We start from the raw sequence: 14600 nt of genomic DNA on the forward strand, positions 1-14600 counted from the left end.
CAGGGAGGGGACGTGCTGTATCAACCTTGGTGCGACAAAGAAGTCGAGGAAGACGCCAGCAAGCAGCTATGGCGATTAGCCGAGCGTGAAGGGGGAAGAGCCGCTATTGAAGCGATTCTCACCACCCGCATCCGATCTCACTACGACAACCTGGACCAAATAGCCGATGACGTGCGCGAGCTGGGGTATCCAGGTGCAGCTGCTATTTTGTCCGAGCGCATGCCACGCTCAGCCCGAGCGCGTTCGGGAGAACTCGGCGAAATACTCGCAACCGAGTTGGTCGAAGAACACCTTGATTTCAAGGTTCCGGTCCGTCGGTTGCGTTACAAGGACGGTCGGGAAATGGCGCTGCGTGGCGATGACTTCGTTGGACTGAGGCTCGATGACCAAGCCAATCTGCATTTTCTGAAAGGCGAGTCGAAAAGTCGCGCCAGCCTTGCCAAAGCCACCATCTCAGAGGCCCGCGAGGCGCTATCTCGGGATGACGGTCGCCCCACTGCCACATCTTTGCTGTTCGTCGCGGATCGCCTTATGGAAGGCGGCGGTGAGCGCCGGGACGTCGGCCGGAAGATTCGCAACGAAGTCGCCAGCAGAGCAGCGCCCCCCGCGAGGACCAGCCACATGCTGTTCACCATGTCAGGCAACGCGACCCCTCAGGCGCAGCTTGATGATCTGGCAGCGGCGGGCGGAAACCGCCCTCACTTATCTGCACACCTGCGCATAGAGGATCACCAGGCCTTTATCCGGGCCTGCTACGAAAGGGCGCTGGCACTTGGAAACGATTGAAGAACTAACCGGCTTCCTGCGCGAAACCACCCAAGACGGATATCGAGGTCGCCTGCAGGCCCGTGGTCAGGCGCGAGCGCTGATTCGTCATGACGGACATTTGCCACCGGATGCCCCCGCTTTCAGTGAAGGAATCGACGCGGACCTCGCTGACTATGGCTTTTCCGTACTGCGAGCATCACTGGCATTGCGGGAGCTTGGGGGCGATCAGGAGACTTGGCGGCGTGGCTTTGTGCATGCGGGTGGTGCTTTCGAGGCACTCGTCCAGAACGGCCCGCAGGAAGACACATTCCGAGGCTTCTATCGAACGGTCGGGGCTGCTGCCTATCACTTGGCAAACTACTCCGCACTGGCGTTCTCTCTTCTGACACAAGCGCAAGCTGACCAGAACCGCTCGCCAGCCGAGGATGCACTTGCACTGCTGATCGTGCGCGATCTGAAAGGACTTGGACAGCGTGCAAGGGCGTGGCTACACGACCCCGTCAACGGCGATGAAGCCATCAGCCGAGCAGCGGCCGAAGGGGAACTTGACCCCGACGACGTAGTCTCCCGCGTGGCGACATCAACGATGTTCAGGGCGCTGGTGTTCTTCGAGTTTGGCCTGCAAACCGGCCATGACTCCCTCGTTGTGGAAGCGCGCAACCTGCTAAGGCGAGCAACTTCGCTGACGAAGGCAGCCAGTGCAGTTTCACTTTGGTGGATTCTCCGGATCACCGCAAACCTCATCGATGACCTTTGGTCAAGCAGCCTACACAAGGTCTTGCCCATCCAAGGCCCGCCCGGTTCAGGAGACTATGCCCAGCTCAGGAAGCTGTTTGTTTCCGAGTTGTATAGCCGACGCTCATCAGAGGTGGAACTGTGGCCTTCTCAGTTGCTGGCAGCGCAACGAGCTGCCGACGTATCCGACGACTTGGTGGTCGCGCTTCCTACTAGTGCGGGCAAGACGCGAATAGCGGAGATCGCGGCATTGATGGCACTGGCTTGTGGACATCGGGTCTTGATCGTGACGCCACTGCGTGCACTGTCGGCCCAAACCGAGCGTTCATTTCGCAAGACATTCACGCCTCTTGGGTTCTCTGTCTCATCGCTTTATGGAAGCAGCGGCGTAGCTGGAACAGATGAGGATGCTCTTCGGGAACAGAGCATCGTTATCGCCACGCCAGAAAAACTGGACTTTGCGCTGCGAAATGATCCTAACATCATTGACGACGTTGGATTGATCGTCCTCGACGAAGGGCATCTAATCGGCCCGAGCGAGCGCGAGATCCGCTATGAGAATCTGGTGCAGCGATTGCTGCGGCGCCCTGACCATGACGACCGACGAATCGTTTGTCTTTCAGCGATCCTGCCGGCAGGGGATCAACTCGATGACCTGACTGCATGGATTCGCAGTGATGCCCCAGGCGACCCGATTCAGTCAGATTGGCGACCTACGCGCCAGCGATTTGGCACGTTGTCCTGGATTGGCAATTCCGCACGTCTGAGCTTCGACCTTGAGCACGATGGGCCATTCATTCGCCATTTTGTGCCGCAAGTTCCTCCTATTCGCCCCCGTCGGACACCGTTCCCCAGAGACAACAAAGAGTTGACGCTGGCGGCAGCGTGGAAATTCTCCGAGCAAGGAAAACGAGCGCTCGTCTTTTGCACCCAACGTGATCATGTTGAGGGATTTGCAGAAACCGCTCTGGAGTTGCAACGACGAGGCTTTCTTCCGTCACTGCTTGCCAACGCCCAGGAAGTCGAGCGTGCTATGGCCGTGGGTCGGGAATGGCTGGGAGCCGAGCACCCAGCAGTCCGTTGCCTGGCCATCGGCGTCGCCATTCATCATGGGCGCCTCCCAGGCCCCTTCTTGCGTGAAGTAGAGGCACTGCTTGCCGCAGGCGTTCTGCGCGTTACTGTGGCCTCACCGACGTTGGCCCAAGGCTTGAACCTCAATGCTGCGGTGCTCCTGATCCCCAACCTGTACAGGGCGGGCACGCTGATCACGGGAGAAGAGTTTGCCAACGTCGCAGGACGCGCCGGCCGCGCGTTTGTGGATCTTGAAGGACTGGTGATCCACGTGATGCATCAACCGGAAGACTGGCGTCATCAGAGGTGGCGAGAGCTGGTCACGTCGGCCAAGGCCCGCTCGCTTTCGAGTGGCATCATCGTCGTCGTCAACGAGGTGATCAGGCGTCTCTCTACTTCGGGAGTATTTGCGCGGGAGGATGCCATGGACTACCTGTCAAACACACAGGGTGCTTGGTTCCCCGACGCCGTAGAGGGCGATCAAGAGTCGGACTCGATAGAAAGCCTTATCGAGCGGTTGGACGCAACTGTCCTCGGCCTGATCGAAGCGCTTGATGCAGAGAGCGCGGATCTTCCACGGCTGCTTGATGAGGCCCTTGTTGGCTCACTTTGGTCAAGGCAAATTGCTCGACTTGATGTCCTCGAAAAGCAAAAGCAGCTCTGGATTCTCGTCAGTAGAGCACAGCTCATCTGGAACAAGACAACGATCGAGCAGCGCAAGGGACAGTTTGCGATGGGTGTGGGCCTGGAATCTGGGCTCGCCATCGATGCAATAGCTACAGAACTGACGGAGCTTGTTGACCTTGGCGATGCTGCCGCCCTCCTTGGCAATGTGGAAGTCTTGACTGCCGCACTCAGTGGAATGGGAGACAAGCTTCTTGCGATCCGGCCCTTTGTTCCAGATGATCCACTGCCTGCAAACTGGAAAGATCTTCTCAGCGCCTGGATTCGAGGTGAGGACGTGGCTGTCATCGGCCAAGAGGGAATGCGCGTGGTGGACGATGCCTTCGTCTATCGCCTGGTATGGGCGATCGAAGCCGTCCGAATGAATCGACGCATCAATGGTGGCGAATCAGAGATGCTTATTGAAGGTGCCGCCGCCGCATGCCTGGAAGCTGGGCTTCCATCCAATGCGATGGCTATGCTTGTCCGAGCGGGCTTGCCCTCTCGCGTCGCGGCCAAGGCGGTAGTTGAGCAAATGGCGCCTGACTTCACCACTCGCGCAGAGATGAAGACCTGGCTGCGTTCAGCGGCAGTGGAAGCTTTCGATGATGTCCCCAATTGGCCTACGCTCGAAACAAAGTCAATCTGGCAGCAGTTCCGGCGCGACGTTCTTTCAAGCGTAGATGGAAAATGGACATCCCAAGAGTGGACGATGCAATGGCCCTCGCGCTCCGCATTCCCCATGCGGGTGGAGATTGATCCGCAAAGTGGTCAAGTGTCTGTTGCAACGCCTGACTTTGTGCAGCTCACGACGATCAGACAGAAGCTTCAGGCCGAAGCACCGAGCCTGCTTGAAGTCGAGCCGCTACCGGATGGAACGAGTGTCAGCATCCGCCGTATTGGGCGAGGCGAAGCGCGCTGGACGGGACACGATGTGTAACTGTGTAACCGGATGAGCACGAAGGCGTAAACGTTCTATGCCCACCTACGCCACAACAGGTTGTGCCGATAGGTACTGAAATTCACCATGTCTCCATACAGAGTATTCATGGAGTTCGAGGTGAAAACCCTATCGCAGGTATCCAATGTTCTCGACGCCGCCCTTGGCCAATCTCTCCCCTTGCCTGGGACGGAAGCCTATGAGGCGCTGCCACAGTTCCCCAAGCGCAGTCCGCTTCCTTTCCGGCGCACCATCCGCCGCCACGAACTGCGTCAGATTGTCCCTTTGGCTGAAACAACGATTTACGAAATGGAGCGACGCGGTGAGTTCCCGCGCCGCTTCAACCTGACACCAAGGTGCGTCGTATGGGATCTGGCTGAAGTGGAAGCTTGGATCGAGATGCGCAAACAAGCCTCGCGATCCAACTCCACAAACGTCACAAAGGGGCCGGATGTCAGACAGCGCAAGACACGCCCCATTCACAGGTTCACAACTGAACCAGATGCCACCATCTAAACATGCAGCTTGGCACTACGTTTCAATCACCGTAGCGATCACGGCACTACTCGGGTCCAAGCGCCATCATTTCTATCTCATGCTCCCCCACCTCTGACGCATTCTTTACGCTCAATTTCCGCTTCAGGATGGCAAGCTCCAGCAGGAACTGCGGTGAACTCCCGCTCCGCAATATCGCAGGCACAAGCAAGTAAGCTTGCGATCGCCCATACGCGTCGAGAAAGCGCACAAGGTTGGCATCGGATTCCGCGTGCATTGTTTGAATTCGAGACGCCACCATTAATGACCGGTTGCCAGAACGTTTATCCTCGGAGGGTAGCCGCGAGGTGATGAGTACGCGATAGTGAGCGGGATTCTCAGCAGAGATGCCACGAACGATCGCAATGTAGATATCTCCATCCTTGTCGATCTCCCCAAAACGTTCGCGCCAGCGCTGAAAGATCTTCCTAGCAGCATCCTCATCCGTAAACATCAGGGCGATCGCGGGCGGATAAGCCGCCCCCCAATCGGCAAATGCCGCGCCAGTCCACCCTGCGCGATTCCAAAGATGCAAATCGATGACTGATCGGACACCAAGGTCGCGGTGATTTTTCGGCCAAGAGGGGCTGCTCGTATCGATTGCCGCAGCATCGTCATTCTCTACAGCAGCACCCAGCGCGCGGCGACGGATACACGGGCGCGATTGCACCAACGGGAATGACGTCGTCGCCAACTGTGCCCAATCACCGAGCTTCGATACAGCCTTCTTAAAGATGCGCTGGCGGCTGTTCCCAGCTACAACAATCATCGACACCCGATCGAGTACAGCTTCGTTCGTAAAGAAGCGTTCGACGGTCTGCTGCAAATCCTTCACGAAGCAGGTGGCTGCGAAGATCGTCGCAGCCAAACCAATCAATGCCCTCTGAACCTCATCTTGTCGTCCATATGTAGCCGGCGCCAAGCCAACAGGCCAATTAACAGTCGCGGCCATTCCTTCCTCGTCAACCACGAAGTCAGGTGCGAGCACGTCAGCACCCTCTTGAATCGAGATACGGAAGTTTTCAGTGTGCGCTGCAGCGCCAATCTCAGGAGCTGTCGCAAAAAGCGCCTCAATGACTCCAACGACCGACTCGGCCACAAGGATCGAGGTCTCCGACATCTGGTAGTGAACCACAATCCGCATGCCCTGCACTCTCGACACATAAGAGTGCGAATCTGACTCGTTGAAGACGACTGGCCCATGCAAGTTGTCTGATACTGGTTGACTAGCGAGCAATGTGAAGAACTCTGCAATACTCTCTGGCGTTTCCTCCTTCGGTATAGAACCCTCATCGCGGAGCACTGGCTCATAGCCGAGCGCGTAGAGCAGCGAATTTCGACTCTGGTGCAAGCCAAGCCGATCAAGAACGTCGGGTAGTTGAACAACTTGCTCAAGCTCTGCTGATGTGAAATTCAGCAACTGGCTACCAAGAATGAGATCGAACTCCATAAGGCGCTTCGCGATACGCTCATTGGAGGCGTCGTCGAGCGGAAGCCCTGCAGCACAGCCTCGAACCAGTCGAACGGCTTCAAGACAATCTGGCAAATGCCGCAGTTCGACAGCGATCCAAGCAAGCATCATGACAGTTGGCACGATTGAGGCCGGAAGATCGCTATTCTCTTCAGCCTCGATGAATATCGAAGCCACTGCAAAAATGCAGCTTGCTCGCGCGGCCCATAGCAGTCCGGCACTGCGATAAGCCAGCGTGAGAAGTTGCATAGTCTCGATCAGCGCGTCGGCATACTCTTTCTTGGTGAGCTGCCGCGCGGCCTTGCCCAGCAACCTGATCATTTCGAAGTTGTCTTCGAAATCGAGCTGCTGAGCGCGCCTGAGGAGTACGAGTGCTCCCTGAGCTTCGCCAGTGCGCTCCGACACGAACGCCGCAACGTCGTCGACAAGGCGGGTATATCCCTGATCCTTTCCCGCGACGTTGCCAAACACCTCAATCATTTTAGTCAAGCGCTCGGCAGCAAACTCGCCCAGACCATTTGCTTGCTCGATCACCTCAGAAAACTGCGGCCAAAGTGAACTGAGTCGTTGAGGATCTTTCTTGAGCGCCGCCTGATTGACTTCGATAACGAGTAGTGAGGTTCGCGCCTCCAAAGAATTGTTTGGACGATCATGGTCCGCCACCATCGCCTTTAATCTGTCGCTCAGTCGAGCGATGCGCTCCTCCAGCTTGGCCTCACCGGAAGTCAAATGCTGATGAATGACCGAGTTGAACAGCAGTTGAGCCAAGTTACACAGAAGCTCAAGGTTCTTGGCGTGATCCGTGTCGATCACGAGCTTCTCGAAAGCGTCATAGCTGGCGTTCAAGTGCGCGACATCGTCAAACCACCAGAAGGCGGTCCAGATCCATTCGTAGTGCGCTTCAAGCGTCTGACGGGAAGTACCATCTCGTTCGGCCAATCGAATTGCGCGTGCAAACCGCCCATCCGTTTCTGTTCGTGGACGCTCCAAATTGCGCGAAAGCTTGGCCGCAACCAAAGCCTCCGTCACGCGCTGCATTTCCATTCCGGAAAATGCCTCTGGGTTGCCAATCAACTTCTCGACATCTTCGAGTTGCCGGGAGCGAGAATAGTCGGTCGGCCCCAGTCGGCGCGCGTCGGCAATCTCTTGTCCAACACCGAGGTAGTTAAAAGCGAGGTCCCTGCGATCACCACCAACGACCTGCTCAACGATCCAGCTCCGATCAAGAATGGTTACGGTCAGGCCATATTTCTTGGTGAGTTCGTCCTCGACCCGAGCGCGGTCCTTCGCACGGGCGAACTGTGCGGTAACGCAATAGACCTTCTGATAGCCACGCTGCGTCTCCGCAATGCCTGCCACGTCGTTGCGAGCTTTCTCTGCCCACGTCTTCTTAGCGCTGAAGGCGAACGCCCAACGTTCCTTACCGGAATTCGGTTCGCCCACATACGTAAGAGTTGCGATCTCGTCCGCAACAGGAATGGTTTCGGTATCAGCCTTGCTGTCCCCGCCCCCTTCGGGTCCGGTGGCAGGTTTAAGGTTTGGGCAAATCGTGCGCTCACACAGCTTGCGGCAAAAGAGCTCAAAGTCGTGAGTCTGGTTGCGTGCGGTAATGGTGTCGAGGCTGTACTCAAGCGTCGTTGCGTCAAGCAGGTAGGTCGTGCGATCACTCGTATCTGAGTAGAGCGCAGGACGCAGTTGGCGCATGAACTCCGATGGTGATACTTTCTTTCTTTGCACTCCCTCAGTCATTCATCGCCTTCCTAGAAAACTATTGGCATCATCGTACCTATTCGACGAGCAGGGAAAGATCAATTCACAGCCCCTCATCCAACGAGAGCTTCCAGCCCCTCAGAAGTTGAGCGCGATAACCGCCGCCCCTCCTTGGCCACGTTGACCTGCAAGGCAACGCACGCCACCTCCAGAACGTCCATGGCCAGCGCGTAGCTACCCTTCGCCTGCAGCCAGGCCAGTACATCCGCCAAGTGCCAGATCGACGCGCTGCCCTCATGCACCGGCGCGGGGAAGCTGCCCGGATGGGCTAGCATCAGCTTGCGCATGTTCTGCCGCGACACGCCCACGATGTCGGCCACATCTGTCAGCCCGACCAGATCCGGTGCGACCTCGATCAGCCTGGCCGATGGCACGGCGCTCCGCACGTCCGCCAACGCGCTGCGCACAGCAGCGTCCGCACTGTCCGCCTCGCGGGTGAACTCCAGCGCGAGCCGCCCCGGCTGCCCGATGCCGACCAGGGCATCGTCGCACCCGGCCTCGCCCAGACGCTCGACCAGCGCATCGGTATCGCGGTCCTCGTCGGCCAGTTGGTACTTCAGGGTGAAGGTGTATTCCATCGCGCTACTCCTGGACACCCTCGCCAGCATCGTGCTGGCGGCGGTGCGTGGTGCAGTTGTCCACGACGCGCCGCAAGGCGCGTGCATGGTTGCCAGGGCTCTTCGGCGTGCTCCACACGCTGGTGATGCAGAACTCGCCACAACGGCACTCCTGGTCGTTGTAGGGGCAATAGATCCGCCCCCACGCATGGCTTCCACCGACCCCGACGCGCCAGCCCTGCCCTTCGGCATGCCGAAGCGCCTCCTCGACTTCTTTCTTCGGATGGGAGGGGCGAACCATCAGCGGCCTCCAGTGTGGAGACGACAACCAAAGTTGTCAAGTGACAACCAATGCATAGTCATGCTACTGCGCTCAGCATCGGCACCGCCATGTTCTCGGGCAGCAATTTCGGAACGTAGGTTTCGCCCTCGATCCACGCATCGACCATGTTGGCCCACTCCTGCAGCATGTGCCGGCGTTGCTCGGCGTACTCCGCCTTGTTGTAGACGCCGCGGGACGAGCGCCCGTCCTCGTGCGCCAGGCACTTCTCGATCCAGTCCCGGTTGAAGCCCACCTCGTTGAGCAGGGTCGAGCCGGTGCGGCGCAGATCGTGGACCGTGAACGGTTCCAGCGGCAATCCCGCTTCCTTGGCGCGCTGGGCCACGATCTGCGTGACACGGTTCAAAGTCGCATGCGACATGCAGCGGTCCGCGTCATAGCGCGACGGCAGCACGAAACGTGACCCCGCCGCGCAGGTGTGCAGCGCCACGAAGATGTCCAGCGCCTGGCGCGACAGGTACACGACGTGCGGATTGCGCCCCTTCATCCGCTGCTTCGGGATCGTCCAGGTCGCGTTCTCAAAATCCACCTCGTCCCAGGTAGCCCCGATCAGCTCGCTCTTGCGCACCAGCGTGAGCAGGATCATGCGCAGCGCGAGCCGGATCGTCGGATAGGTCGCCACCGATTCCATCTGCCGCGCCATCAACCGGATCTCCAGCGGCGACAGGGCGCGGTCCTTGGCAACGAAGGTGGCGATCGACGACGCGGCTACACCCTCGGCCGGGTTGTCCACCTTCTCTCCGTGCAGGATCGCGAAGACATAGACCTGCTTCACGATGTCGCGGATGTGTACTGCCGTGGCAGGAGCACCGCGGGCCTTCACCTTCTGGCAGAGCGCGCGCAAGTCGTCAGGGGTGATTTCGTTGAGCAGCCGCTTCTGGAAGACCGGCAGGATGTCACGCTGGACGACATGCTTGCGCATCGCGCGCGTGCTGTCGGCCATCCGCGCCTCATCCAACCATTTCGCCGCCACGTCCCCAAAGCACTTCACGGCGGTCAGCCGGCGCTTCTCGCGCTGCTTCTCCATCGCGGGCGACTTGCCCTGGGCGATGGTCTTCTTGGCATCGATGAGCTTTTCGCGGGCCATCGCCAACGACAGGCCGGCAGGCCCGTAGCGCCCGATGGTGAGCGTCTCCCGGCGCCCATGGAGACGGTAGTCGTAGCGGAAGGTGACGGTACCGGTAGGCGATACCGTCACGTACATTCCATCTCGATCAAAAGCCTTATAGATCTTGGACTTAGGCTTGAGATTGCGCAGTGCAGTGTCGGTCAGCATCGAGGTTTTCACTCCTGTTCGTGACGGCTTTTACCGTCAGGGACTTGGAGACCCGCTGATGCTCGGAAAGCCGCATGAAATAAGCTTTCCTCAAGAGGTTTTTACCGTCAAAGACCGTTTCGGCCTCAATAGTAAACGGGAGGGTCTTGATCCGACCTCCGGTTCGTACCGCCAGCGCTACCGCCAACCTGTCGTGCTGGCCAGCGATAGCCACCGATAGAACCCGCGACCTATTTCCTTTCAGATCAACACGTTGCGGCGATTTTTCGATAGCTGGCGATAGTCCCCGAAGGACCTGATTTCACTCCCACTCGATCGTCGCCGGCGGCTTCCCGGAAATGTCGTAGACCACCCGCGAGACCCCGCGCAGTTCGTTGATGATGCGATTGCTGACGGTGCCGAGGAAGTCGTACGGCAGGTGCGCCCAGTGCGCGGTCATGAAGTCGATGGTCTCCACTGCGCGCAGCGCGATCACCCATTCGTAGGCGCGGGCGTCGCCGACCACGCCGACCGACTTCACCGGCAGGAACACGGCGAAGGCCTGACTGGTCTTGTCGTACAGGTCGGCCTTGCGCAGTTCGTCGATGAAGATCGCGTCGGCCTTGGCCAGCAGTTCGGCGTACTCGCGCTTCACTTCGCCGAGGATGCGCACGCCCAGGCCGGGGCCGGGGAACGGGTGGCGGTAGACCATGCTGCGCGGCAGGCCGAGTTCGACGCCCAGGCGCCGCACTTCGTCCTTGAACAGTTCGCGCAACGGCTCGACCAGGCCCAGCTTCATGTGCTCAGGCAGGCCACCGACATTGTGGTGGCTCTTGATGACGTGGGCCTTGCCAGTCTTGCTGCCGGCCGACTCGATCACATCGGGGTAGATGGTGCCCTGCGCCAGCCACTTGGCGTTGCGGAGCTTGTTCGATTCTTCGTCGAAGATCTCCACGAACAGGTTGCCGATGATCTTGCGCTTGGCTTCCGGATCGCTGACACCGGCCAGCGCCTGGAAATAGCGGTCGGCGGCGTTGACGCGGATCACCTTGACGCCCATGTGCTCGGCGAACATCGCCATCACCTGGTCGCCTTCCTGCCAGCGCAGCAGGCCGGTGTCGACGAACACGCAGGTCAGCTTGTCGCCGATCGCCTTGTGCAGCAGCGCGGCGACCACCGACGAATCCACACCGCCGGACAGGCCGAGGATCACCTCGTCGTCGCCGACCTGGGCGCGCACGCGGGCGATCTGGTCGTCGATGATGTTGGCCGCGGTCCACAGCGTGGCGCAACCGCACACGTCGACCACGAAGCGGCGCAGCAGGGTCTGGCCCTGCAGGGTGTGGGTGACTTCCGGATGGAACTGCACGCCGTACCAGCGCTTGGCCTCGTTGGCCATGGCCGCGACCGGGATGCGGTCGGTGACGGCGGTGATGGTGAAGCCCGGCGGCACCTGCGACACGTGGTCGCCGTGGCTCATCCACACGTTCAAAAGCGACGCGCCTGCGTGATCGGTCAACCCGGAGAACAGCGCATCGGCAGCGACCACCTCGACCTCGGCATGGCCGAACTCGCGCTGGTCCGCCGCTTCGGTGGCGCCGCCGAGCTGCGCGGCCAGGGTCTGCATGCCGTAGCAGATGCCGAAGATCGGCAGGCCGCTGTCGAACACTTCCTGCGGCGCGGCCGGCGCGCCCGGCAGCGTGGTCGATTCCGGGCCGCCGGAGAGGATGATGCCTTTCGCGCCGAAGCCGGCGATCTCGGCCGGATCGTGGTCCCACGCCCAGATCTCGCAATACACGCCCAGTTCGCGAATGCGCCGCGCGATCAACTGCGTGTACTGCGCACCGAAATCGAGGATGAGGATCTTGTCGCTGTGGATGTTGGTCATTGGGGCCGGGAATCGGGAACGGAGAATCGGGAATGGGCAAAGCGGTACAGACGCTGGTTCATCGATTCCCGACTCCCGATTCCCCATTCCCGGATGGGCGTCAGCCCATCCTGTAGTTCGGCGGTTCCTTGGTGATCTGCACGTCGTGGACGTGGCTTTCGCGCTGGCCGGCACCGGTAATGGTGACGAACTTGGGCTTGGTGCGCATGTCCTCGATGGTGGCGCAGCCCACGTAACCCATGGTCGCGCGCAGGCCGCCGATCAGCTGGTGGATGATGCCGCTGAGCGGACCGCGGTACGGCACGCGGCCTTCGATGCCTTCCGGCACCAGCTTGTCGGCGTCGGAGGCGTCCTGGAAGTAACGGTCCTTGCTGCCCTTCTCCATCGCGCCCAGGCTGCCCATGCCGCGGTAGCTCTTGTAGCTGCGGCCCTGGAACAGTTCGACCTCGCCCGGGGCTTCCTCGGTGCCGGCGAACAGGCCGCCGACCATCACCGTGGAGGCGCCGGCGACCAGCGCCTTGCCGATGTCGCCGGAGTAGCGGATGCCGCCGTCGGCGATCAGCGGGATGCGGTCCTGCAGCGCCTCGGCGACCATATCGATCGCGGTGATCTGCGGCACGCCGACGCCGGCGACCACACGCGTGGTGCAGATCGAGCCGGGGCCTACGCCGACCTTGACCGCGTCGGCGCCGGCGTCCATCAGCGCCAGCGCGGCGTCGCCGGTGACGATGTTGCCGCCGATCACCTGCAACTGCGGGTAGGTCTTCTTGACCCAGGCCACGCGGTCGATGACGCCCTGCGAATGGCCGTGCGCAGTATCGACGATGACCACGTCCACGCCGGCCGCGGCCAGCAGTTCGATGCGCTGCTCGGTATCGCCGCCGACGCCCACCGCGGCGCCGACCAGCAGCCGCGTGGCGGCGTCCTTGGCGGCATTGGGGTTGTCGGTCTTCTTCTGGATGTCCTTGACCGTGATCAGGCCGCGCAGCTCGAAGCCGTCGTTGACCACCAGGATCTTCTCGATGCGATGGCGGTGCAGCAGCTGCAGCACTTCCTCGTCGCTGGCGCCTTCGCGCACGGTGACCAGGCGATCCTTCTTGGTCATGATGTGGCGGACCGGATCGTCGAGCTTCTTCTCGAAGCGCATGTCGCGGCTCGTGACGATACCGACCAGCTCGCTGCCGTCCACCACCGGCACGCCGGAGATGTTGCGGGCGCGGGTGAGTTTGAGCACCTCGCCGATGGTGGTCTCCGGACCGACCGTGAACGGCTCGGTGATGACGCCGGCCTCGAACTTCTTGACCTTGGCCACTTCGGCGGCCTGCTGCGCCGGGGTCAGGTTCTTGTGGATGATGCCGATGCCGCCGAGCTGGGCCATGGCCACCGCCAGGCGGTGCTCGGTGACCGTGTCCATCGCGGCCGAGAGGATCGGCAGTTTCAGGCGCAGGTCGCGGGTCAGCCGGGTTTCCAGGCTGACGTCCTTGGGCAGGACGGTCGAATGGGCGGGGACGAGCGAGACGTCGTCGTAGGTGAGAGCTTCAGCCTGGATGCGCAGCATCGGCGGACCCGAGTGTGGGGAAGCGCGGCATTTTAACGCATTTGGGGCGGGGATTGGGGATTCGGGAGTGGGGATTCGTCAAGACCGCGCCCTGCGCGGTCGGGCCGTTTGCCTCTCTTTCAGCAGGGCGATCTCGACGGCCTGCCGATCCCGCATGCAAACCGGAAAGGCCGCGCATGCGCTTTTGCTGTTGCCTTTAACGAATCCCGAATCCCGCATCCCCAATCCCGCGCAGCCTTCAACGAATCCCGAATCCCCACTCCCCAATCCCGGCCACTGCCCTCAACGAATCCCCGATCCCGACTCCCGACTCCCCGCCGCCTCAGCGGCCTCGATCGTGTTCTGCATCAGCGTGGCCACGGTCATCGGCCCGACCCCGCCCGGCACCGGCGTGATCCAGCTGGCGCGCTGCGCCGCCGCGTCGAAGCCGACGTCGCCGACCAGGCGGCCGTCCTCCAGACGGTTGATGCCGACGTCGATCACCACCGCGCCGGGCTTGACCCACTCGCCCGGGATCAGCCCCGGCCGGCCCACCGCCACCACCAGGATGTCGGCATCGCGCACCCGCGCCTGCAGCACCTCCGGCGGGGTGAACTTGTGGCAGCAGCTGACCGTGCAGCCGGCGATCAGCAGCTCCAGCGCCATCGGCCGGCCGACATGGTTGCTGACGCCGACGATGGTGGCATTGCGCCCGCGCACCGGCTGGTCGGTGTGCGCCAGCAGGGTGACGATGCCGCGCGGGGTGCACGGGCGCAGGCCGAATTCGCGCAGCGCCAGGTGGCCAACGTTCTCCGGATGGAAGCCGTCCACGTCCTTGCGCGGATCGATGCGGTGGATCAGCCGGCTGGCATCGGGGATGCCCGGCAGCGGCAACTGCACCAGGATGCCGTGGATCTTGGGGTCGGCATTGAGCCGGTCGATCAGCGCCAGCAGTTCGGCTTCGCTGGTGCCCGCCGGCAGGTCGTAGTCGAACGCCTCGATGCCGACCTTTTCGGCCGCGCGGCGCTTGTTGCGCACGTACACCGCCGAGGCCGAAAAGGTCGGCATCGA

11 protein-coding genes are annotated in these 14600 nt (G+C 61.0%); 4 read left to right on the plus strand and 7 right to left on the minus strand.

The window, feature by feature from the left end; translation table 11 throughout:
- Window positions 1–12 precede the first annotated feature (12 nt).
- From CEK69_RS16435 to CEK69_RS16445, 3 genes are all read left to right on the plus strand, one after another.
- Complete coding sequence (locus CEK69_RS16435; protein ID WP_152246764.1) at window positions 13–786, plus strand: Hachiman antiphage defense system protein HamA; 774 nt, start codon at window positions 13–15, stop codon at window positions 784–786.
- Complete coding sequence (locus tag CEK69_RS16440) at window positions 773–4177, plus strand: DEAD/DEAH box helicase (protein WP_152246766.1); 3405 nt, start codon at window positions 773–775, stop codon at window positions 4175–4177. The genes CEK69_RS16435 and CEK69_RS16440 overlap by 14 nt, the downstream gene beginning before the upstream one ends.
- 108 nt (window positions 4178–4285) lie before the next feature.
- The gene (locus tag CEK69_RS16445) at window positions 4286–4693 is read left to right on the plus strand and encodes an AlpA family phage regulatory protein (protein WP_152246768.1); all 408 of its coding nucleotides are present in this window, start codon (window positions 4286–4288) and stop codon (window positions 4691–4693) included.
- A gap of 46 nt (window positions 4694–4739) precedes the next feature.
- Here CEK69_RS16445 and CEK69_RS16450 read toward each other — a convergent pair whose 3' ends face one another.
- The 4 genes from CEK69_RS16450 to CEK69_RS16465 form a co-directional block, all read right to left on the minus strand.
- Window positions 4740–7886 (minus strand): tetratricopeptide repeat protein, encoded by a 3147-nt coding sequence (locus CEK69_RS16450; RefSeq protein ID WP_152246770.1) that lies wholly within the window; start codon window positions 7884–7886, stop codon window positions 4740–4742.
- A gap of 119 nt (window positions 7887–8005) precedes the next feature.
- Complete coding sequence (locus CEK69_RS16455; RefSeq protein WP_152246772.1) at window positions 8006–8530, minus strand: DNA-binding protein; 525 nt, start codon at window positions 8528–8530, stop codon at window positions 8006–8008.
- A 4-nt stretch (window positions 8531–8534) separates the two neighbouring features.
- Window positions 8535–8810 (minus strand): hypothetical protein, encoded by a 276-nt coding sequence (locus CEK69_RS16460; protein ID WP_152246774.1) that lies wholly within the window; start codon window positions 8808–8810, stop codon window positions 8535–8537.
- Window positions 8811–8868: 58 nt separating this feature from the next.
- The gene (locus CEK69_RS16465; RefSeq protein WP_152246776.1) at window positions 8869–10125 is read right to left on the minus strand and encodes a site-specific integrase; all 1257 of its coding nucleotides are present in this window, start codon (window positions 10123–10125) and stop codon (window positions 8869–8871) included.
- Here CEK69_RS16465 and CEK69_RS16470 point away from each other — a divergent pair.
- Complete coding sequence (locus tag CEK69_RS16470) at window positions 10112–10345, plus strand: hypothetical protein (RefSeq protein WP_152246778.1); 234 nt, start codon at window positions 10112–10114, stop codon at window positions 10343–10345. The genes CEK69_RS16465 and CEK69_RS16470 overlap by 14 nt on opposite strands.
- Before the next feature lie 81 nt (window positions 10346–10426).
- Here CEK69_RS16470 and guaA read toward each other — a convergent pair whose 3' ends face one another.
- The 3 genes from guaA to folD all read right to left on the minus strand — a co-directional run.
- A complete protein-coding gene (gene guaA / locus CEK69_RS16475; protein WP_152246780.1) occupies window positions 10427–11992 on the minus strand; it encodes a glutamine-hydrolyzing GMP synthase in 1566 nt (521 codons plus the stop codon).
- Between the two features lie 100 nt (window positions 11993–12092).
- Window positions 12093–13550 carry an IMP dehydrogenase gene (guaB, locus tag CEK69_RS16480; RefSeq protein ID WP_017917282.1) on the minus strand — a complete coding sequence of 486 codons (1458 nt, stop codon included), beginning with the start codon at window positions 13548–13550 and terminating at the stop codon, window positions 12093–12095.
- 282 nt (window positions 13551–13832) lie between these two features.
- Window positions 13833–14600 (minus strand): bifunctional methylenetetrahydrofolate dehydrogenase/methenyltetrahydrofolate cyclohydrolase FolD (gene folD / locus CEK69_RS16485; protein ID WP_152246782.1); only part of this gene is annotated, 768 nt, incomplete at its 5' end.

It is taken from the genome of Xanthomonas sp. LMG 12462, assembly GCF_009192885.1.
GTDB lineage: Bacteria > Pseudomonadota > Gammaproteobacteria > Xanthomonadales > Xanthomonadaceae > Xanthomonas_A > Xanthomonas_A sontii.